Origin of the sequence: Anoxybacillus sp. B2M1 (genome assembly GCF_001634265.1) — a bacterium.
GTDB classification, from domain to species: Bacteria; Bacillota; Bacilli; order Bacillales; family Anoxybacillaceae; genus Anoxybacteroides; species Anoxybacteroides rupiense.
Genome location: NZ_CP015435.1, coordinates 2,449,697 through 2,470,609, shown reverse-complemented (window position 1 = coordinate 2,470,609; position 20,913 = coordinate 2,449,697). Strand labels below are relative to the sequence as shown.

19 protein-coding genes are annotated in these 20,913 nt (G+C 43.9%); 15 read left to right on the top strand and 4 right to left on the bottom strand.

Features of this window, described 5'->3' with window-relative positions; genetic code table 11:
• Nucleotides 1-3 precede the first annotated feature (3 nt).
• Both GFC28_RS11950 and GFC28_RS11945 read right to left on the bottom strand, forming a co-directional pair.
• A complete protein-coding gene (locus tag GFC28_RS11950; RefSeq protein WP_044742607.1) occupies nucleotides 4-861 on the bottom strand; it encodes a carbon-nitrogen hydrolase family protein in 858 nt (285 codons plus the stop codon).
• Between the two features lie 296 nt (nucleotides 862-1,157).
• Entirely contained in the window at nucleotides 1,158-1,523 is a 366-nt protein-coding gene (locus tag GFC28_RS11945; RefSeq protein WP_044742606.1) for a transcriptional activator HxlR, read from the bottom strand.
• 445 nt (nucleotides 1,524-1,968) lie between these two features.
• On the opposite strand from GFC28_RS11945, the gene GFC28_RS11940 reads away from it, so the two are divergent.
• A complete protein-coding gene (locus GFC28_RS11940) occupies nucleotides 1,969-2,244 on the top strand; it encodes an SH3 domain-containing protein (protein ID WP_369818732.1) in 276 nt (91 codons plus the stop codon).
• 293 nt (nucleotides 2,245-2,537) lie between these two features.
• The gene (locus GFC28_RS11935; RefSeq protein WP_052660941.1) at nucleotides 2,538-3,965 is read left to right on the top strand and encodes a polysaccharide deacetylase family protein; all 1,428 of its coding nucleotides are present in this window, start codon (nucleotides 2,538-2,540) and stop codon (nucleotides 3,963-3,965) included.
• Nucleotides 3,966-4,213: 248 nt separating this feature from the next.
• Here GFC28_RS11935 and GFC28_RS11930 read toward each other — a convergent pair whose 3' ends face one another.
• On the bottom strand, nucleotides 4,214-4,657 hold the full coding sequence (locus GFC28_RS11930; protein WP_044742605.1) for a VOC family protein: 444 nt from the start codon (nucleotides 4,655-4,657) through the stop codon (nucleotides 4,214-4,216).
• A 154-nt stretch (nucleotides 4,658-4,811) separates the two neighbouring features.
• On the opposite strand from GFC28_RS11930, the gene GFC28_RS11925 reads away from it, so the two are divergent.
• From GFC28_RS11925 to GFC28_RS11905, 5 genes are all read left to right on the top strand, one after another.
• Nucleotides 4,812-5,738: a helix-turn-helix transcriptional regulator gene (locus tag GFC28_RS11925; protein WP_044742604.1), complete on the top strand. Its 927-nt coding sequence runs from the start codon at nucleotides 4,812-4,814 to the stop codon at nucleotides 5,736-5,738.
• Between the two features lie 115 nt (nucleotides 5,739-5,853).
• Nucleotides 5,854-6,603, top strand: coding sequence for an oxygen-insensitive NADPH nitroreductase (gene nfsA, locus GFC28_RS11920; protein WP_044742603.1), 750 nt, complete (start codon nucleotides 5,854-5,856; stop codon nucleotides 6,601-6,603).
• A 67-nt stretch (nucleotides 6,604-6,670) separates the two neighbouring features.
• Entirely contained in the window at nucleotides 6,671-7,501 is an 831-nt protein-coding gene (locus GFC28_RS11915; RefSeq protein WP_044742602.1) for an AraC family transcriptional regulator, read from the top strand.
• Between the two features lie 105 nt (nucleotides 7,502-7,606).
• Complete coding sequence (locus tag GFC28_RS11910) at nucleotides 7,607-8,830, top strand: multidrug efflux MFS transporter (protein ID WP_044742613.1); 1,224 nt, start codon at nucleotides 7,607-7,609, stop codon at nucleotides 8,828-8,830.
• A 15-nt stretch (nucleotides 8,831-8,845) separates the two neighbouring features.
• Nucleotides 8,846-9,415 (top strand): hydrolase, encoded by a 570-nt coding sequence (locus GFC28_RS11905; protein ID WP_044742601.1) that lies wholly within the window; start codon nucleotides 8,846-8,848, stop codon nucleotides 9,413-9,415.
• 446 nt (nucleotides 9,416-9,861) lie between these two features.
• On the opposite strand, the gene GFC28_RS18925 is transcribed toward GFC28_RS11905, so the two are convergent.
• Nucleotides 9,862-10,437, bottom strand: coding sequence for a helix-turn-helix domain-containing protein (locus tag GFC28_RS18925; RefSeq protein WP_044742600.1), 576 nt, complete (start codon nucleotides 10,435-10,437; stop codon nucleotides 9,862-9,864).
• Nucleotides 10,438-10,649: 212 nt separating this feature from the next.
• On the opposite strand from GFC28_RS18925, the gene GFC28_RS11895 reads away from it, so the two are divergent.
• The 8 genes from GFC28_RS11895 (at nucleotide 10,650) to GFC28_RS11860 (ending at nucleotide 20,901) form a co-directional block, all read left to right on the top strand.
• Nucleotides 10,650-11,342, top strand: a complete 693-nt coding sequence (locus tag GFC28_RS11895; RefSeq protein ID WP_044742599.1) for an AzlC family ABC transporter permease — start codon at nucleotides 10,650-10,652, stop codon at nucleotides 11,340-11,342.
• Nucleotides 11,335-11,652, top strand: a complete 318-nt coding sequence (locus GFC28_RS11890) for an AzlD domain-containing protein (RefSeq protein WP_044742598.1) — start codon at nucleotides 11,335-11,337, stop codon at nucleotides 11,650-11,652. Before GFC28_RS11895 ends, GFC28_RS11890 begins: the two co-directional genes overlap by 8 nt.
• A 432-nt stretch (nucleotides 11,653-12,084) precedes the next feature.
• Nucleotides 12,085-13,320, top strand: coding sequence for a Zn-dependent hydrolase (locus GFC28_RS11885; protein WP_044742597.1), 1,236 nt, complete (start codon nucleotides 12,085-12,087; stop codon nucleotides 13,318-13,320).
• A gap of 328 nt (nucleotides 13,321-13,648) precedes the next feature.
• Nucleotides 13,649-15,139, top strand: coding sequence for an NCS1 family transporter (locus tag GFC28_RS11880; protein WP_044742596.1), 1,491 nt, complete (start codon nucleotides 13,649-13,651; stop codon nucleotides 15,137-15,139).
• A gap of 414 nt (nucleotides 15,140-15,553) precedes the next feature.
• On the top strand, nucleotides 15,554-16,351 hold the full coding sequence (pdxK, locus tag GFC28_RS11875; RefSeq protein WP_044742595.1) for a pyridoxine/pyridoxal/pyridoxamine kinase: 798 nt from the start codon (nucleotides 15,554-15,556) through the stop codon (nucleotides 16,349-16,351).
• An 860-nt stretch (nucleotides 16,352-17,211) separates the two neighbouring features.
• Nucleotides 17,212-17,997 carry a 2,3-dihydro-2,3-dihydroxybenzoate dehydrogenase gene (locus GFC28_RS11870; protein ID WP_044742594.1) on the top strand — a complete coding sequence of 262 codons (786 nt, stop codon included), beginning with the start codon at nucleotides 17,212-17,214 and terminating at the stop codon, nucleotides 17,995-17,997.
• Nucleotides 17,998-18,019: 22 nt separating this feature from the next.
• Nucleotides 18,020-19,258 carry an isochorismate synthase DhbC gene (gene dhbC / locus GFC28_RS11865; RefSeq protein ID WP_044742593.1) on the top strand — a complete coding sequence of 413 codons (1,239 nt, stop codon included), beginning with the start codon at nucleotides 18,020-18,022 and terminating at the stop codon, nucleotides 19,256-19,258.
• Nucleotides 19,259-19,275: 17 nt separating this feature from the next.
• Entirely contained in the window at nucleotides 19,276-20,901 is a 1,626-nt protein-coding gene (locus tag GFC28_RS11860; RefSeq protein ID WP_044742592.1) for a (2,3-dihydroxybenzoyl)adenylate synthase, read from the top strand.
• Nucleotides 20,902-20,913: the final 12 nt, after the last annotated feature.

The window sequence follows — 20,913 nt, the reverse complement described above, 5'->3', positions numbered from 1 at the left end:
TCCTTATTTCCAATCCGGATATAAATCTGTGCGGCGGTCGCGCCATGTTGTCACCGATCCGCGCTCGCGAACTTGATATAGCAGATCTAAATCAAGATCAGCGGTCACGACCATATCATGATTGATTTCCCCTTCCACTAAAATGCCGCGCGGAGGGAACGGGATGTCATTTGGGGTAATGACAGCCGCTTGGCCGAAGTTCGCGCGCATAAAGTCGACGGTTGGAAGCGAACCGACTGTGCCGGTTGTCACGACATATACTTGATTTTCAATGGCTCTTGCGTGGCTCGTATAGCGAACCCGATGAAATCCATGACGATCATCGGTGCAAGAAGGACAGAAAATCACATCCGCTCCTTTTGCTTTGGCCATGCGAACGATTTCTGGGAACTCAATGTCATAACATGTCAACATCGCAATCGTTCCTTTTTCCGTCTCAAACACTTGCAATCCTTCGCCAGGAGACATGTTCCATTCTTTCACTTCCGTAGGTGTAATGTGCAGCTTTGCTTGTTCGGCGACTCTGCCATCTGGATAAAATAAATGAGCCACGTTGTACAATTTGCCACCTTTGCGAATGACATGGGTTCCCGCAATGATATGCATCTTTGTTTTCTTTGCCCAATCTATAAATAAAGAACGATAGGACTCTGTAAAATCCGGCAATTCTTGGATGGTCAAAGGCCGGCCTTTGCCACTTTCGATGGACATCAGTTGGGTGGTAAAAAATTCTGGGAATAACACGAAATCCGCTTCAAATTCTTGGGCGGTTTTTATATAATGCTCCACTTGCCGGGCAAATTCTTTGAATGAGTGGATCGTATGCAAATGATACTGAACAGCAGAAACTCTAATTTTCATCGTCATACTCCTTTCTTGGCGTTCATGAACGAAAAATTCCCTTGTTCACCCATGAAATGGTGATACTGATATTATTAGATACATGATCCATTTTCACAAGTACACACTTTTATAGCACCTAGTGTAAAAAAGTATACTATAGGAAGCGGATGATAGCGTGAAAAGAGGACGTGCAAACGATGAATAAACATTTCGCAAGGACAACCGGCATCTCTCCATGTCCTTGCGACTGAAAAAGCAATCCATTATCTTGATTGATCGCATGAATTCCCTAAACCATGCGGGAAAGGGAATGTTTATTTCATAGGCTCGTTGCTGGATACGTGGTCCTTTGCGACCGTCTCCATATAGTTTTTCCCCCATTCATACATGGCATCGAGAATCGGCATGAGGCTTTTTCCGAGCTCTGTTAAAGAATACTCCACTTTTGGAGGTACGACAGGATAGACTTTTCGGTGAATAATGAGGTCTTCTTCCAGTTCCCGCAGTTGATTGACAAGCATTCTCTGAGTAATTCCTGGCATAAGAGCCTTAAGTTCGCTAAATCGCTTTGTTCCTTCTTTTCCAAGATGCCACAAAACTAACATTTTCCATTTGCCGCCGATAACGGCGAGTGTCAATTCTTTTTCGCAATTATACGTTTTTCCACAAACACGTCCCAAATTGGCTCACCCCCGTGTCTATTATAACGAAGATTCCAAAAGAAACACCATTTCCGTGCGAGTGGATAAAAGTGTAAAAACCGATCGGGGAACATGTCCTGATTTTGCCTGCTCATGTGAAAAACGGATCAGAAGGTCTTTTTCTACCTTACGACAAGTTGAACGACCGTTTTTACATGCTTGTTTGATTATAGTATGATAGGAATATGCTTATGAGAGCGGCTGATTTGTGAAAATCCCTACTTTTCTGTTCGAAGAATGGATTATTTTTAGCGTAGATTCAAAAATAATTTTAAATGATGAATGATATAGTTATAAAGGTGTGTCTTTTTTATTCGGGGTGTTTTTTTGAAAAGGGATGATAGCAAAACTTATAAAGCAATCAAACAACATAAGAGCCATTATCCGAATCCAATCAAGCTGCGCAAAGGGGAAACGGTTATCATTGGTGAAAAATATAATGGAAATGAAGACTGGAAAAAATGGGATATACTGTTTCACTGTTGATAATCGCTTAGAAGGCTGGGTGCCAGAACAAATCATCAAAAAACAAGGGAAACATGGGGTAATTGTAGAGGATTATACGGCGAAAGAATTAGATGTTGAAATCGGTGAACAATTAATAAAATGCAAAGAACTCAATGGGTGGTATTGGATGAAAAAAATAGAAACACTAGAAGAAGGCTGGGTGCCGATTGAGAATGTAGTAGAATTAAAATGAACGTATTCAATCTGAATATCTAGGAGCCTCTGTCCTTTATACTTATGCATGAATATAGTGAAGGATGAATGTAAAACGCTTCAAAGGATCTGTTTTTGACGATGCAGGTGTCTGAGCGGCATCGTTTTTAGATTCGTCTTTTGGGCGTTTGGTTTACCGTTCGTCCTTTGTTGTGCGTTGAAGGCAAGTCCAAAGACTTGTCTTGCGATTGTGGGTTTTTATGGACGTTATGCATTCCGTTTTAAGTGCATGTATATAAATGAAAACGCTAGTGAATTAGAAGGTGTGACATTTTGAAAACAACGAGACTTCATGACAAGATATTGATTTTTATGATGATCGCAGGAATCGCTCTTAGCCTGTTTTTTTTCATAAAGGGAGATGGGGCTAAGGATCAAGATCATCATATCAAAGGAAAAAACGAGAAGATGGAGCATACAAAATACTCTGGTGTGGATATTATCACCAATACGGACGATGAAGAAACGTACCGCAGTGCGATTCATTACCCGAAATTTCAAGGGGAGCGATTAAATCGTGAAATCGGTCAATATGTCAAAAGCACGGAACAAAAATTCCATGAAGAGTTGGGCAAAGGTGATCAAACCTTTTTAAAGAAACGTCCGGCTGTTTTTTACTTGACCTTTGACATTTATCCTGTGATGGATCATATTTATTCTATTGTTTTTCATGAAGAAAGCTATTATGGAGGAGCAAACGGTAATCAACGCGTAAAAGTTTTCATTGTAGATGTGGAAAATGATCAATTCATTAACCAAACAGAGATGATTCAGAATACCGAACAAGCGAAAGAAAAGCTATACCATCTTTTACTGAATGCCTTTAAGCAGTCCAAGCAATACGGTCCATTTTTGTTTGAAGAAGAATTAGAAAATAAAATGAAACAAGATGGTGCATATGCCAATATGTATTTGACTAACCAGTCATTCGTATTTATTTTTGATAAATATGAAGTAACGGCGGGGGCTGCGGGAACGCCTGAAATCTCACTGTCCTATGATCAAGTCAAAAATATTTTAACAGAGAAATGGGCGGATCGGTTAAGCATTATCCCTGATAAGCCGGAAGATTTAACCGTTCCGAATGGAGATCGTGGAAATGAGTCCCCTTCTAATCCGCCGGCAGAGAAGCCATCATCCCCTCCATCCAAGAGGGTGGCGCTCACCTTTGATGACGGGCCGCACCCGCAGAATACGTTGAAGATATTAAATTTATTAAAAAAGTATGAGGCTAAGGCTACTTTTTTTATGTTGGGAAGCAGGGTTGATTTTTATCCAGACATTGCTAAAAAAATAGCAGAGGAAGGGCACGAGTTAGGAAACCATACTTGGGATCACAAAGATCTGACGACTCTTAATAGCGCAGAAATAAGAAAAGAAATTCGCGATACAAATGAGATGATCAAAAAGACAACCGGTCGAGAGCCTACTGTGTTTCGCCCTCCGTACGGTGCCATAAACGATCAAGTCAAGAGAATGGTGGGCATGCCTGTCGTATTATGGACAGTCGATACGTTGGATTGGCAATCTCACGATCCTCATGCTATGCTGCAAATAGTCAAAAAAAATGTGAAAGATGGATCCATCATTTTGATGCACGATATTCATGAATCAACGGCTGAAGCCGTGGAGCCGGTGTTGAAATATTTAAAAGATGAAGGCTATACCTTTGTGACGGTTTCAGAGTTAGAACAACATTAATTGAAAAAAGAGTGAGAGACTTCTCCGGAAGTATGTTAAACAAGATTCATGGCTGAGCATTAAAAAGGAACTTTGTATGGATTTTATCAACACAACGATAGAAAGCCCCGCGGAGAAAATTCCGAGGGGCTTCGTGTCATTGCAAAGTATGCCAATAAAGCGAAGGATCGCCAACAGTTCTTTTGTTTGCTTCTGCTGTCTCCCTACGGATGAAAAGGAGTCTCGCTAAAGCCGAATAATCCCCATAATTAAAAATCGTGTCTTGTGACAACGAACTGAATGACAACACCAAATGGATCTCGAATCATGGCATAGCCGGAGCTGAAGGAGTTTGCCTGAAGCGGCATTAATACGGTCACATCTTGCTGCTCCGTAACAGCCTCATAAAGCTTTTGAATGGTTGCTTGATCTTTCGATTGTATGCACAAAGAAAAGCTATTTCCAAGTTGCCACGGTCTCGATGGATCTGTCGCTTCTTCGGCAATCATCATCTTATTTTGTCCGATTTCTAGTACCGAATGTGTAATATACTCATCTTGCCCCTCGCTATATTCAAAAGCGGGATCGATTTCTTTCATTTGCTTATAAGTCACTTTTAAAAGCACCTTGGCCTGTAAATATTTTTCGTAAAATGCGATAGCATTCGCCGCTTGGCCGTTTAAAGATAGAAACGGAATCACTTCAAAATTCATATAGCTCCCTCCTGTTTTTCATTCATGAATGTGTGGATCCATGCATAAATCATGCAAAAAAATTCATCCTACACACCCCACCTCTTAATCACCATTGCTTTTTTAGTGTATAATAAAAAGGTGACAGAATACGGCACCAATAGAGGGGATGTTTATGAAAAAAGCCGAACGATTAAATCTGATGCTCAAATTTATCAATCAAAAAAAGCGGTTTACTTTAAGTGACTTAATGGCTGAATTTCACATTTCCAAAAGAACGGCCCTCCGCGACATCGCTTCGTTGGAAGAAATGGGAGCGCCCATATATGTAGAGTATGGACGGAACGGAGGATATTACTTGCTCGATCAAATGAAATTACCGCCCATCTCCTTTAATAGCCAAGAAGTGTATGCCCTCTATCTTTCGCTTCAAGTATTAGAAGGATTTACCGATCTCCCGTTTAAAGTCACCTATGAATCGATTCATAAAAAGTTCCATGATGCTTTAAGCGATCAGCAAAAGGAGAAGATCGCCAGAATCAAAAACAGGGTAGTGTTTTATCAAACGAAACAGGTAACCAAATGTCCATGTCTGGAGATGATGATGACTGCGATTATTGAGCATAACGTGCTAAAAATCCGTTACCGTGATGCGGAGCGATTGATTCAGCCATTGGTTATTTACGCTTTAAAAGGACATTGGTATTGCCAAAGCTTTGATATGGAAAAGAGGGAATATCGCGTTTTTCGCTGTGACCGCATCTTGCATGCAGAGTTGACGGAAACAGAGCCTTTGAACGAATTGGAGCATGTTACGATGTTAAATAGCCACTCTTTATGGAAGCCTTCCGAGAAGGCGATATCGTTTAAGTGTTTACTGGATGACGGCGGGATCGCTATTTTTCAAACCGAGCATTACCCTTCGATGCGGCTTGTTCACGAGGAGAATCACACCTATTTAATAGGCACCTTTGAGCCAAATGAATGGAATTTTATCGTGAGATACTTAAGCAGGTATGGAAAATCGTTAAAAATCATTGAGCCGGAGGAATTGAAAATACATATGAAAGAATATTATATGGATTTCATTCGTCAGTTATAAAAAATAAAAAGACAACTATCCCCAAGCTAAAAACCATGAGGAAAAAGGCTGAATTTGTTATGATCATGATGAACCATTCAGAAATTTTGCATGGCTTGTATAGGAGGGAAATCCAATGAATCCAGTCATTGAAACGATTTTACAGCACCGTTCTATTCGGAATTTTGCGGATCAGCCTTTGTCCGATGAGCAAATTCGCACCATTGTCGAGTGCGCCCAAGCAGCCTCTACGTCCAGCTTTATTCAAGCTTACTCAATCATTGGAGTCAAAAATAAAGAAGTGAAACGAAAGCTTGCCGAGCTGGCTGGGAATCAGTCTTATGTAGAGAATAATGGCCACTTTTTTGTCTTTTGCGCGGATTTATATCGCCATCAAATCATTGGTGAAATGGAACATATGGATGTATCGGCGTCATTAGAAAGCACCGAAAAGTTTATGGTCTCCCTGATCGACACGGCGTTGGCTGCGCAAAATGCTGTAATAGCGGCGGAGTCGATGGGATTGGGAGTCTGTTATATCGGGGGGTTACGGAACCATTTACCTGAAGTATGTGAGCTCTTAAATATCCCGCAACGGGTCATTCCGTTATTCGGAATTGCCGTAGGATATCCGGCGCAAGCCCCAGACAAAAAGCCGCGGTTGCCTTTTCAGCATATTTACCATGAGGAGACATACCAGCAGGATCGCACCGAGTTCGAAAAACAATTGGGGCAATATAATGAAGTGATTTCTTCATATTATCAAAAACGCACCAATGGAAAACGGGATGACACATGGACGGAACAAATGGCCAATATGTTAAGTAAGCCAGTCAGAATGTATATGAAGGAATTTGTCGAAAGCCAAGGCTTCAACTTAAAATAGCTTTTATTGCGATATCGGATATGGATGGAAAGCGGGCACAGGAACTATTTTTTACTTTGGAGGCCATATGAAAATTAGTAAGCTTTATTTTCATATTCATTATTGCAATTGGAAGGACCCCCATTCATCGGGAAATCGTGTGCGGAAAGTCGCCAGAACTTTGCAGCATCATGCTTTCCTATTTTTTGATAAAGGGAAGGGCAATTTTACGATCGGAAAAAAGCGATATGCCATTCAAGAAGGCAGGCTGTTTTATGTTGCTCCTCATGTATTCCATTCGCTTGAACTGGATCCAAAGACGCCTTTCTGTTGTCTTACCGTCCATTTTAGCTATGCGAGCGTGCATTTTAATGATCTGCAATGGGAGATCAAACAAGAGACGGATATCCTTCCTTTGCCGTCTGTTCAAGAAGTGAAAGACAATTATCAGGTGGGAGATCTGTTTAAAAAATTAGTGGATAGCTGGAATGCGAAGCTGCCCGGATATGAATTTCTTGCGAAAACGCTGCTGCAGCAATTGCTCATTGCCCTTTATCAAAACAATAAAAGGAAAGATCGCAATGATTCTGTCGCTTTAAAAGTGGAAAAAATGATTCAGTATATGCATCAAAACGTGACGCGAAAGATAACGTTGGCTGAATTGTCGGAAATGACACAGCTATCCCCTTCCTATTTGTCGAGAATGTTTAAAGACATTACCGGATATTCTGTGATTGGTTTTTTTAATAAGATCAAAATGGATAAAGCAAAAGAATTGATGATGGAAGGCAATAAAAAAGTGAAAGAAGTGGCGCAGGCGCTTGGGTTTGTTGATGAGTTTTATTTTAGCCGGCTATTCAAGCGAATGGAAGGGATCAGTCCTTCTGAATTTTATAGCAAAAATGTCCATGGATTATAATATCGTGCATGGTATAAAGCCCATCCGGAAGCTAAAATGAGAATGTGATTGTTCATTGTTCTTGCTGGACAATGGAATGATAAGCAGAAGGAGGGCTTATTTTTTTTGCAAATTTGGAAGAGGAATTTATTGGTCTGCTGGTTTGGAATGTTTGTCACAAGTGTCGGAATGAGCCAGCTTGCGCCCGTATTGCCGCTCTATATTAAGCAGCTTGGCGTTCACAACTCCGCTTCCATTGATCAATTTTCCGGAATGGCTTTTGGGATTACTTATATCATTTCTGCCATTTTTTCGCCGATTTGGGGACGGGCGGCAGACAAATTTGGACGAAAGCCGATGCTTTTGCGGGCGAGTCTTGGCATGGCCATCGTGATAGGTTGGATGGGATTTGCCCGCAATGTGTATGAGCTGATCGGCTTAAGGGCATTGCAAGGAGTGATTACAGGCTATGGTACAGCCTGTACGACCTTGATTGCCACGCAGACGGATCATGAACACGCCGGCTGGGCTCTAGGAACACTTTCAACCGCCAATATCGCTGGTTCTTTGCTCGGACCGTTGATTGGCGGCTTTATCGAAGATCATTTTGGTTTGCAAAATGTCTTTTTGATGACAGGAGCCCTTTTGCTGATCGCCTTTGTGGCCACCGCTTTATTTGTGCAAGAAGTTTTTTCTCGACAAAACCGAGAGGCGCTTAGCAGCAAAGAGGTGTGGAATATTGTTCCTGAAAAAAGCCTGACGATCACGTTGCTTGTCACCTTTTTTATATTGACGCTGGCGATGTATTCGGTTGAACCCGTTATCACTGTATATGTGGCGGAGTTATCTAAAAATGCTGATCATATTGCATTATTAGCTGGAATGATATTTTCGGCTTCGGGGCTGGCAAACATTATTGCTGCTCCAAGGTTGGGACGGCTTTCGGATCAAATTGGTGCGCAGAAGGTCATATTAGGGGCGTTAATCGTCGCTGGACTCATTTTTATCCCGCAAGCTTTTGTGCATCATCCGTGGCAGTTGATGATTCTTCGCTTTTTATTAGGATTGGCAGCAGCAGGCTTGACTCCTTCTGTTAATACGCTAGTAAAAAGAATCACACCGGATTCTTTGACAGGGAGAGTTTTTGGTTTCAGCATGGCCGCAGGGTATTTAGGCGTATTTGGCGGCTCTGTTTTTGGCGGACAAGTGGCCGCTCATTTAGGCGTTCGATATGTCTTTTTGATGACAGGAGCGCTGTTGCTGATCAATGCTTTATGGGTTTATGTGAAGGTGTATAAAAAGCTTAATTTACAACAAGAGACAATCTATATGAAAAGCAAAATATTATAATGAGGAGAGAGCGCGATGAATGAAAACATTAAAGCCGAGAAAACAGCACTTGTCGTCATTGATCTGCAAACAGGAATTGTCAATAGATCACATTCTCCTTACACAGGAGCACAAGTGGTTGAAAATGCCAGTAAATTAGTGCATGCATTCACGCAGAAGGGGGCTTTTGTTGTTCTCGTTAAAGTTTCCTCTCTAGATGGGAAGGATATGTTACAGCCGCCTGCAGACTTGAAAACCCAGTCGATCTCGTTTCCGGAAGGATGGGATCGTTTAGTGCCTGAATTCGATCAGATCCCAAATGTCCATGTAATCACCAAAAGACAATGGGGCGCATTTTATGGTACGGAGCTTGATTTGCAGCTGCGCCGCCGCGGAATTGATACGATTGTGTTATGCGGAATTTCTACTTCCATTGGTGTAGATACGACCGCACGGGAAGCATATCAGCATGGTTATCAGCAAATTTTTGTGGAAGACGCCATGACGGCTGCAACAAAAGAAGAGCATGAGTATGTTTGTCGATATATTTTTCCGAGAATCGGCCGAATTCGAACAAGTCAGGAAGTGCTTGAGCTTCTTGTTTAACATGCCCCGCCGAAAAATCTCCCACCTCTAAACGAAGTGAAGGTTATATGGAAGCAGCCAATCACTTATAAGCCCGATGTGGCGAAAAAGGATAAGTGATTTCAAACGGGCAGACATATGAAACGGGGTGCATCAAAACGAGGTCTATCATTTGTGACTCTTTCAACACACGCAGTGGATTTTGTCATGATCCTAAGCGTGTGTTTTTTGATATACGCTCATCCGCTTATCATCAAAGATGGAACTTATAACCGCCGCAAAAGCACCCTGTTTTTGCGGCGGCGGGAGGCAAGTCACTCGCTTGCCTCGGTTGTGCTCAAGTGTGATTCGACCGCTGAACAACCAGCCGCTTCTAGGCCCATTCATCGGTCCGTACGGGGTGTGGTTTAACTTGTTAAATATTGACGCATTATATTGTATCGATATGGTGTGAACTCCTCATAGCATCACGAGGAAGGAACGTATGAAATAACAAAATGCAAAATCGCCAGCGCTGAAGAGGGATTGATATATTTATGAGGGCGATCTCCTTTAAAGCGGATCGAGTCGAATTCTTCTAAATGATACGTTTGTCCGTCTACCTCCACTGCTAGTTGTCCAGACATAACCGTTACAAATTCAACCACCCCTGGCCGATGGGCTTCTGAAGTATATTCTCCATATGGCTGCAAATATCCGCGATACAGTTCCATAGAACCGTGGGAGTGAAATAACGGTTCAGCAATGAATACCTCATTGGAGCTGCTCAATTTAAGAGCATCCTGCTTCCTTGCGATGGAGACCTCTGCTTCGATCGATAATAGTGCCGTAATGGGAATATGGAGGCCATTGGCGATTCTCCAGATGACGGATAAGGTTGGATTGGCTTCTCCATGTTCAATTTTAAGTAGTGTTAATTTACTGACACCGGTTTGTTTAGCTAGTGCTTCGATACTCATTCCTTTACTGATTCGAAATTGCCGGAGATTGGCGCCGATGCGCTTTCCTACATTTTGTTCTTCAAAGGCTGCTTCCTTGTTCATGTTGACCTCCTTTATCAATAACATTGTATATTTTATTAAATGAAAAAGTATATTTTAGTATACAAAATGTAATTTTTTATATTATAATATATTATAAGTATATTTTATTATATCAGCTTTTTCTCTCCTTATATACTATAAAGTTTTTCTTTGAAGGACAGGCGGGAATGAGCAAGTAGGGTTCATTTCAACATAAGGAGTGGTAAGGTAAAATGAGCGATAAAAAGAAATCTTGGAAAGATGGGATAGCTGAAGCACTGCCGCTGGCCATTGCGATCGGGGCATACGGATTGTCTTACGGTGTGCTTGCTGTACAAGCGCACTTTAGCTGGATCAGTGCGGTGGCGATGTCTATGTTTGTCTTTTCTGGCTCTGTTCAACTGATAACCGTGGCGATGCTTACTTCGGGAGCTAGTGTCGGCAGTGTTTTCGTTACCGCCACACTACTTAATTTGCGTAACTTATTATACGGTGCTGCTCTTGCTGAAGGCATTGCGCCCGCGAAGAAATGGCGCTGGCTGCTCTCCTTTGGTGTATCTGATGAACCTTTTGTATTAGGAAGCTCGCGGTTTAAGAAATATGGGCCGGATCCGCTTTATTTTGCGGTTGTGGCCGGAACCTTTTATTTTGTTTGGGTGGTCTCCTCATTGGTTGGTTCGCTCATGAGCAATCAAGCCGACCCGCAAAAATGGGGGCTGGATTTGGCCTTTCCGGTGACGTTTGCTGCTCTGCTCATTCCGGGCATTAGAGAAAAACCAGCGGTAGCGACGGCACTGGCTGCTGTCTTCATTGCGCTTGGGCTTGAAGCTTGGCAGCCAGGAAATGAGTGGACCATTATTGTGACTGGAATGGTCGCGCCGTTTGCGGGTCTTTATTGGAGTAGGGGGGCTCAACAACATGCTTAACCATTGGCTTCTGATCGGTTTACTATCTGTTTCTACTTATCTGACGCGGCTGCTCGGTGTGGAAGTAATGGCGGGGCGCCGGATGAGTCCAGTTTTACGCTTGTATTTTAGCTATGTGCCGATTGGCATTATGTCTGCACTCATTATCAAACAAGTTTTTCTTCCCGCAGGCGGGGAGCTAACCTTCTCGCTGCCTGTTTTGCTCGGCTGCTTAGCTGCGGCTATCGTGATGAAAGTCAGCAACCTGTTTCTTCCTTCTGTTGTAGTTGGCGTTGTCATAGGTTGGTTTGTTCGCTATGTTGGAGGATAGGAGGACCGTGTTATATATTTGCAACCTATTCAAATTAAATCATTAACATACCTGAAATAGCCGACAAGGGAAACCGTATGCGAACATTCTGCATACGGTTTTTTATCATATCGTACAATGGATATCTTGTCCTTTTTCAAGAATCAAGCGCCGTCGTCTCGGGTTGCGCTTTTCTTATGAACAAAAGAAGTGAATGGGCGTGCCCGTGCTATTCTCCCAATCGCTGGAATATCATGTTATCATGGGCTGAATGAGTTCCATTGATAAGTATAGTTGTTTTTACATTTTGTATGACAAACGAAGAATAAGAGTTACATAATGTGTAATGAAATATAACATCAGACATCATTATAATAAAATATAATGAATATTTATTGTTTTCGGAATAATAAAAATATAAAAATGCCTGTTTGAAAGGAGCGAACGTTTTATATGGAAACACAAAAACGATTATTAGTCAATGGCGACAGATTGAAGGAAACATTGGAAACATTCGCTGATTTTGGCCGTACCGCTCATAACGGTGTTACACGATTAGCGTTGTCGAAAGAAGATCAACAGGCGCGAAATTATTTTTGCGAATGCTGCAAACAGCTAGGAATGTCCATAAAAGTAGATGATATGGGAACCATTTATGCGACGTTGCCAGGAGTAGAAAACAAGCCGCCCATTGTCATCGGTTCTCATCTCGATACGGTAAAAAAAGGCGGTCGCTTTGATGGGGTACTAGGGGTGGCCGCCGGTTTGGAAGTAGCCCGTACATTAGTAGAAAATCAAATTCAACCAAAAATTCCGCTGACGATTGTCAATTTTACCAATGAAGAAGGAGCTAGATTCGAGCCGTCCATGATGGCGTCAGGAGTTTTATCAGGAAAATTTGCGAAGGAAGTGATGCTGCAAAAGGCAGATGCGGATGGAGTGACGTTTGCGGAAGCCTTGAAAGCAAGCGGATATGCCGGGCAGCCGGAAAACCGTTTAACCGAGGCAACCGCTTTTATTGAACTGCATATTGAACAAGGGCCTATATTGGAACAAGAATCATTAACCATTGGCGTAGTGGAATGCGTCGTAGGCATGGTGTGTTATGAAATCGAGGTAACTGGAGAATCCAATCATGCGGGAACGACACCAATGACGATGAGAAAGGATGCCTTGTTTAAGGCTAACGAACTTATCATGGAAGCGCGCCGTCGGCTTGGATCACTCGATCAGGCGCTTGTCTTTACAATCGGCAGAATGGATGTCTCTCCTAATATTCATACGGTGATTCCAAACAAAGTCGTGTTTTCTCTGGAAGCGAGACATCAAAATCCGGATATCATCAAGCAGGTTGAACGCATCATTCAAGGATTGATGCAGACATCGGAAGCGGATGGCTGCACGGTAACTGTAAAGAAATTGTGGGGACGGAATACGGTTTGGTTTGACAGCGGGCTTTGCCAACAGCTGGAGCAATCGGCTCGGTCGCTAGGATACTCATATAAAAGAATGGTAAGCGGAGCGGGGCATGATGCGCAATTTATCGCCAGTTATATACCGACGGCGATGATTTTTGTGCCGAGTGTTAAAGGAAAGAGTCATTGTGAAGAAGAGTTGACGGCGTGGGAGGATTGCGAAAAAGGCGTGAATGTTTTGCTTGATGCTGTTTGTGCACTGCAATCGATCTAAAACAGCGCTCTTGAAGGAGGAAGGGTTACAGCTGCTCTCGTTATATAGCAAAAAGATGTAAACGAATAGGATCAACGGAGACCGATTTCTTCTTCACAGATTCATGAAGCAAAAAAGGGGGCTTTGCTAGTTTCAAAGCTATTGAATGGGGCCGTGAAACGGTTCGTTCTTCGGCCCTCTAACCGTCGAACAGCTGCAGCACAAGATCCAGCGTTTATACCGGTGTACCGCGCGAATGGTCATACGAAACATTCTGGAGAATAGATGGCGAGTTCTGTGGTGAAGCTAGAGTCCGTTGAGAATGTATAAGGAAAAGGGAGGTATACCCATGGCGAAGAAGAGCAATTATTTGAAGTCTCCAGATTTGCTTCCGATTGGGCAGTCGGAAAGAAATATAGGAACGTTTGGCTTTGCTGTGATTTGGGTGGGAATGGCGATTGTGCTGGCTGCATTTGCCATTGGCGGATCGGCGATCCAAAGCTTGCCGCTATGGCTTGTCATTGTGGCCACGCTGCTAGGGTCTGTCGGTATCGGGGTCTTTATGGTTATTATTGGGGATATTGGCGTCGAGCACGGGCTTTCCTTTCCTGTTTATATGAGGGCTCCGTTCGGAGCCATTGGGACTCATATTCCTTCGATCGTCCGCGGAGTAACAGCCGCTTGCTGGTTTGGGATTAACACCTATTTTGGAGCTTCCGCTATTAATGGAATTTTACATTTATTAGTCGGATTTGATAATTGGTTTCTTTGTTTTCTTTTGTTTGCGGCGGCCCAGCTCCTGAATACGGCACTCGGAATCAAATCAATTGAACGGTTTGCGGATTTAGCTGCGCCCATTATTATTTTAATTTCCTGTTGGATGTATATCGCCTTATCGGACCAAGCGGCAGAAGCGGGCAAAGACATTTGGTCATGGGTGGAAAGTCCGGCGACAGGAGGAGCCGCTTTTACAGCGTTTATGATTATTGTGATGGCTAATATGGGCTTTTGGGGAACATTGGCGGCGGATATGCCGTCATTATCGCGGTTTTTTAAAGCGCCTGCGTATGAGCGTAACTGGTTTAAGCGCAATAAAACCCAGCTTGTGGGCAGTTTGATTGTTATGCCGATTTTTAATACATTTATGGTGACGATTGGAGCTGTATCTTATATGGCTGTTTCCAGCGCGGATCCTATTGCGGCGTTGCAACAAACAGCCAGCGGTTTTATTCTTGGAATTTTACTGCTGATGATTGTATTGGCGCAATGGTCTACGAATACGTCTGCGAATGTCATCCCGGCGGCGACGATTTTTTCCAATGTCGGCGGTCCCAAGGTGCCGTTTTGGGTGGGAGTGATAGTGGCCGGAATCATTGGAATTCTCGCTCAGCCATGGAGTTTGTTTGATGTGCTCAACACCGCATTATTGATTATTGGCGCCATTTTATCTTCCATTGTTGGCATTTTGTTCGCTGATTATTATTTGCTTCGCAAGCGGCGAGTCAATGTAGCAGAGCTTTACGAAATGAATGGGCAATATCGGTATCACAAGGGCTTTAACTGGGCCGGCATGATCGCTTGGATCGGGGGAGGGCTTATTGCGAATCTGTTTCCGGCCTATTCGTCGCTTGTCGGCTTTGTAGCCGGTGCGCTCTTTTATTATGTACTGGCCAAATATTGGTGGTTTAAAAAATATCCTCAAGCGGAAATGGAAGAGCCGAGTGACGAGAAATATTTGGGGATCACTGTTGGGCGCAGCTGGCACATTGCGACAGATGAAGCAGCGTATATGGCGCCAGAAATCGCTCATTCACCAGCGATGGAGGCGAAGGAACATTAAGAGATAAGTTCAGCGGAATCTTGGTGTTTCTTCCTTCATATTTCTATTGTTGGTGTTACATTTGTATGGCACGGTGCCATTCGTCGTTGAAAGGGGCAAGCGAAGAGCTTGTCTCTTTTTTTATGGCAGTGGGTCAATCCTGAAGACTGCTGCGTTTTTATATAACAACCATATGCGTGACACATTCATTCGTTCACCGCAAATCATCCATGCATCCATGCCGAATCATTATGGAAAAGCGAAAAAGGTAACGTTTTTTGATAGGCTGTTGTCGCTCGTTTCGTTTATAATATAGTGATAGAAACTTCCTGTTCCCTGCTTTTGGCTGAGTACTGCCGAGGGCTCATGGGAAAGGGATGATAAAAAGATCATTCATATCTATTTTCATTCTGTAGGGTAAAGGGGAATCGGGATATGTTGCAAAAAGCCTTAACGATTGCTGGCTCCGATACAAGCGGCGGTGCCGGCATTCAAGCAGATTTAAAAACGTTTCAAGAGCTTAATGTATATGGAATGACGGCTCTTACGATCATTGTCACAATGGATCCAGAAACCTGGCAGCACCGAGTATTTCCGCTAGGAACGGATGTGCTAGAATCTCAATTGCAGACTGCCTTTTCTGCTGGGATCGATGCTTTGAAAACAGGAATGCTCGGTTCGGTGGAGGTCATTGAGTTAGCGGCAGCCTATATTGACAAATACGAAATGGAGCAAGTGGTGATTGATCCAGTTATGGTATGCAAAGGGGAAAATGAAGTGCTCCATCCTGAAACGACCGACGCTTTGCGGGATGTCCTTGTCAAGCGTGCGCTCATTGTAACTCCGAACCTATTCGAAGCGAGCCAGCTGGCAAAAAGCGAACCTATTCGAACATTGGATGATATGAAACAAGCGGCCACGACTATTTATGAACTGGGCGCAAAGTATGTATTAATTAAAGGCGGCAAGCAATTGCAGCACGAAAAAGCCATTGATTTATTGTATGACGGAAAAGAATATCGCCTATTTGAAGCAGAAAAAGTAGAGACAACGTTTAATCACGGCGCTGGCTGTACGTATGCCGCGGCCATTACAGCTGAGCTTGCGAAAGGCCGGACTGTCGAAGATGCTATTGGATTGGCCAAGCAATTTATCTCAAAAGCGGTCCGCCATGGCTTCCGTCTCAATGATTTTGTCGGTCCAGTGATGCATGCGGCCCACCGCCGTTTTTAACACATCCACCGAGAGTCTCTCACCTCTAAACGAAGTGAAGGTGGTGGAGGTTCATAAGCACGATTATAATAGGACTCATGGCCCTTTATAGCCTTAGCTGTCTTTCCGGCTAAGGCTATATCCGCTTTTCATGGTACCTCTATTTCCTTCTTTATCGTTCGTATTCAACAAAACCTTCTTTGACATGTAAATCCTTCTCTCTATTTGTCAAACATGATTTATTTTTTGTAGGCGTTTGTACAGTACGGATATCAAAACAGAAATTTAGTCGATATTTTAAAAGTTTTATCGTTCTCTTTCTTGAACTAAGGAGAAAATTAACTAAAAAAGGCTAGATTGACTAGGCGGAAACTGGTTTTTACTTAGTAAATCGCTGTCCTTTTTCTTGTATTCGGAAAATTGTCTATTTATAAATCTGGAATCTATCCATGTTCAGCAAGCAGGGAATCACATATAATTCCGTTGATAATAATTATCATTTTTATCATTTGTGTTTTATGAGGATAATAGATGAAAAATTAGAAATATAATCCTATTGGAACGGGTTGATATGACCAAATTGTCAATTAATACTAAAGTCATTATCTACAGAGTGGGACCAATGTAGCGTTTGTTTGCTAATATCGAAAATGCATTGACATGGAGATGCCGTTTATGTAGCATAGTTAGTGAAGAATTTTCGATAATGATAATCATTATCAATAACGATGTGTATTTGCAAATGATGATGACCATTCCTGGTTTGTTTGGTTTTATGTAAAAATGCTCGACGCAGTTAGCTGAAATCAGCAAAGATGCTGGGAAGGCATGCTTCGCTAGTTGTCATTCATTGACCCATGGGCGGGAAAGGAGTGAAAAGGATGGATCAATGCGGAATAGCAGGAAAAGTGGCTCTTGTTACCGGCGCTGCCCAAGGAATTGGCGAGGCGGTAATAAGGGCTTTTGTTAAGCATGGGGTGCTGGTTGCGGCTGTTGACCGAAATGGTGAGCGATTAGACGCCCTTGTTTCTGAATTGCAGGGACAAGGCCATCGGGTGCAATCGTTTTTGGCCGACGTAGCGAATCGCACTCAAGTGGATGAAGTAGTGGAGAAAGTGGAGCAGAGTTTAGGTCCGATCGAGATTTTAGTCAATGTTGCCGGCATTTTGCGGACAGGGCCTGTAAGCAGCTTGACGGATCAAGATTGGGAAGAGGTATTCAAGGTCAATGCAACCGGTGTTTTTTATGTGTCTCGTGCTGTGAGCCGGCGTATGATTCCTCGCCGCTCGGGCGCGATTGTAACAGTAAGCTCAAACGCAGCGACGACACCACGGATGTCAATGTCTGCTTATGCAGCGTCAAAAGCGGCTGCAACGATGTTTACGAAATGCCTTGGTTTAGAGTTGGCTCCTTATCACATTCGCTGCAACGTAGTTTCTCCTGGTTCGACTGAAACCGATATGCAGCGAGCGATGTGGACAGATGACAATGGGGCCAATAAAGTGATCGCTGGCTCATTGGAGGAATACCGCCTTGGCATTCCTTTAAAAAAGCTGGCGCAGCCTTCAGATATTGCTGATGCGGTTCTATTCCTTGCTTCTGAGCAATCACGCCATATTACACTGCATGATCTCAGAGTAGATGGAGGCGCTACGTTAGATTCATAACATTCCATGGAGGGAACGACGGATGCAAACAAAAACAATGAATCATGCTACAGCTGAACAGCTGCTTGCTGAATATAAAGCGGGGGCCTCTTTTTTTCTAGCTTCGCCGCGGCAAACTCTGTTAGCTCAAGGAATGGTTGCGGTTGTGCCAACGAATGGCTATGAAAATGAAAAAGCACAAATAATGAATCATATCAAACAAGTGTTAAAAAGGGTAAAACAGCAGGGAATCAGTCATCATCCTATGGTGGTGGGCGCCATTCCTTTTGACCATCTGTATCCCGCTCAATTGATGGTGCCTTCAGAGGTGGAATGGGCCGGTCCGCTGTCCTTTGGCCAATGGAAGGAGCCGATTGAACAGCAGACAGATCGAGAATATAAGGTAACCCCCATTCCATCACCGGAAGGCTATAAGGATGCAGTGGAACAAGGATTGCAGCGCATCAAAGCAGGGGATCTTCGCAAAATCGTTTTATCAAGATCCCTTCAGCTTACTTCAACCCAAAAGGTTGATATTCCGCGACTTTTGCGGCAGCTGGCTGTACATAATCCAACAGGCTATACATTTGCTGCGGCCTTGCCAGATCGTGTTGTACGTGCTGATGCAGCGCCCCACGAAATCACCGGGAATCGCACGCTTGTTGGAGCGAGTCCGGAACTGCTCGTTGCCAAATCTGGCATGCAGGTGATCGCGAATCCATTAGCAGGTTCAGCGCCGCGCAGCAGCGATCCAGAAGAAGATCGGCGACGCGCTCAGGAGCTTCTGTCTTCAGCGAAAAATCGCCATGAGCATGCAGTTGTCATCGAAGCGGTAGCAAATGCGCTCAGACCGTTTTGCAAGACATTGGATGTGCCGGAAGAGCCTTCGCTGATTCATACAGAAACGATGTGGCATTTATCCACGGTTATTCGCGGCGAACTATCTTCATCGTCGATTACTTCGCTTGATTTGGCGTTTGCGCTTCATCCGACCCCAGCGGTTTGCGGCACGCCGACCCCAGTAGCGAAGCAGGCCATTCAAGAGATCGAACCGTTTGAACGCGGCTTTTTTACCGGAATGGTAGGATGGTGCAACGAAGAGGGAGATGGAGAATGGATCGTAACGATTCGTTGTGCCGAAATTGAAGATCATACGCTTCGCTTGTTTGCCGGTGCTGGTGTTGTAGAAGGGTCAAAGCCGGAGGAAGAATTGGCGGAAACATCGGCTAAGTTTCGCACCATGTTGTTAGCGATGGGATTAAATGACGACATTCTTAAGTAAGTACGGAGGGGAAAGCCATGTTAAGCGGATGCGTTGCCTGGCCAAAAGAATTGGCTGATTTTTATCGTAAGGAAGGATGCTGGGCGGGTGAAACGTTCGGCGATATGTTGCGGCAAAGAGCAATGAAGTATGGTGAACGGATTGCCGTTACCTCTCGAAAAAGACAGCTTACATATCAAGAGCTTGATCGGCGAGCGGACCAGCTTGCGGCGGGACTTTATCAAATGGGGATTCGCCCGAAGGATCGCGTGGTTCTTCAATTGCCTAATCAAGTGGAATTTTTTGAAGTATGCTTTGCCTTATTTCGCTTGGGGGCGCTTCCTGTCTTTGCCTTGCCTTCCCATCGATTCAGTGAAATTCGCTATTTTTGCGAGTTTAGCGAAGCGGCCGCCTATATTATTGCTGATCAGCATGCGGGATTTGATTTTCGATCACTTGCCCGGCAGGTAAAGGCAGCTGTTCCAACATTGAAGCATGTCATCGTCACAGGAGAAGCAGAAGAGTTTCTATCATTAGAAGACTTGTTTATCGAGCCGATTGAGCTCCCTATTGTCCGTTCCAGCGACATTGCGTTCTTTCAATTATCGGGCGGCAGCACAGGGTTATCAAAAATGATTCCGCGCACTCATGATGAGTATATTTACAGCCTGCGCATCAGTGCGGAAATTTGCCAGTTAAATCAAGATAGCATCTACCTTGCTGCTCTGCCGATGGCTCATAACTACCCGCTTAGCTCACCAGGAGTGCTAGGAACGTTGTATGCTGGCGGAAGAGTGGTTTTGTCGGAAAGTCCTAGCCCAGATGAGGCGTTTCCGCTAATTCAGCAGGAAAAGGTGACCATTACGGCGCTTGTGCCGCCGCTCGTTTGGATTTGGCTTGATGCTGCCTCTTCCCGGCAATATGATTTATCGAGCTTGCAAGTTTTGCAAGTCGGCGGTGCTAAATTTAGTGCGGAAGTGGCGAAAAGAGTCCAGCCTGTGTTGGGCTGCAAACTGCAGCAAGTATACGGTATGGCTGAAGGGCTCGTTAATTATACGAGATTAGACGATCCGGAGGAAATTGTGATTCATACGCAAGGAAGGCCGATGTCACCATACGATGAAATCCGCATTGTTGATGAGGAGGATCGCGAAGTGGAACCGGGAGAAGTGGGTGAGCTGTTAACAAGGGGACCTTATACGATCCGCGGCTATTATAAAGCGGAGGCGCATAATGCAAAAGCGTTTACTTCTGATGGATTTTACCGAACGGGTGATTTAGTGCGAATGACTCCGTCCGGCTACTTGGTGGTGGAGGGGCGCGTAAAGGATCAGATTAACCGGGGCGGTGAAAAAATCGCCGCTGAGGAAATGGAAAATCACCTTCTTGCTCATCCTGCGGTACGTGATGCGGCGATTGTCTCCATGCCTGATGAATTTCTTGGCGAACGGTCATGCGCTTTTATTATTCCGCGTGATGCGTCCTTGAAAGCGACGGAATTGAGAGCATTTTTGCGAGAACGTGGGGTAGCCGCCTTTAAAATACCGGATCGAATTGAGTTTGTTGATTCATTTCCAAAGACACCTGTCGGAAAAATCAACAAAAGAGAATTGCGCAAAAGGATTACTGAAAAGCTGCAAGCATCTCAAAAGACAACGGTATAACATAGAGAAAGG

Coding starts and splice junctions, on each gene's coding strand:
- GFC28_RS11950 (WP_044742607.1), bottom strand. CDS start 861: ATGAAAATTAGAGTTTCTGCTGTTCAGTATCATTTGCATACGATCCAC.
- GFC28_RS11930 (WP_044742605.1), bottom strand. CDS start 4,657: ATGAATTTTGAAGTGATTCCGTTTCTATCTTTAAACGGCCAAGCGGCG.
- GFC28_RS11925 (WP_044742604.1), top strand. CDS start 4,812: ATGAAAAAAGCCGAACGATTAAATCTGATGCTCAAATTTATCAATCAA.
- nfsA (WP_044742603.1), top strand. CDS start 5,854: ATGAATCCAGTCATTGAAACGATTTTACAGCACCGTTCTATTCGGAAT.
- GFC28_RS11915 (WP_044742602.1), top strand. CDS start 6,671: ATGAAAATTAGTAAGCTTTATTTTCATATTCATTATTGCAATTGGAAG.
- GFC28_RS11905 (WP_044742601.1), top strand. CDS start 8,846: ATGAATGAAAACATTAAAGCCGAGAAAACAGCACTTGTCGTCATTGAT.
- GFC28_RS18925 (WP_044742600.1), bottom strand. CDS start 10,437: ATGAACAAGGAAGCAGCCTTTGAAGAACAAAATGTAGGAAAGCGCATC.
- GFC28_RS11895 (WP_044742599.1), top strand. CDS start 10,650: ATGAGCGATAAAAAGAAATCTTGGAAAGATGGGATAGCTGAAGCACTG.
- GFC28_RS11890 (WP_044742598.1), top strand. CDS start 11,335: ATGCTTAACCATTGGCTTCTGATCGGTTTACTATCTGTTTCTACTTAT.
- GFC28_RS11885 (WP_044742597.1), top strand. CDS start 12,085: ATGGAAACACAAAAACGATTATTAGTCAATGGCGACAGATTGAAGGAA.
- GFC28_RS11880 (WP_044742596.1), top strand. CDS start 13,649: ATGGCGAAGAAGAGCAATTATTTGAAGTCTCCAGATTTGCTTCCGATT.
- pdxK (WP_044742595.1), top strand. CDS start 15,554: ATGTTGCAAAAAGCCTTAACGATTGCTGGCTCCGATACAAGCGGCGGT.
- GFC28_RS11870 (WP_044742594.1), top strand. CDS start 17,212: ATGGATCAATGCGGAATAGCAGGAAAAGTGGCTCTTGTTACCGGCGCT.
- dhbC (WP_044742593.1), top strand. CDS start 18,020: ATGCAAACAAAAACAATGAATCATGCTACAGCTGAACAGCTGCTTGCT.
- GFC28_RS11860 (WP_044742592.1), top strand. CDS start 19,276: ATGTTAAGCGGATGCGTTGCCTGGCCAAAAGAATTGGCTGATTTTTAT.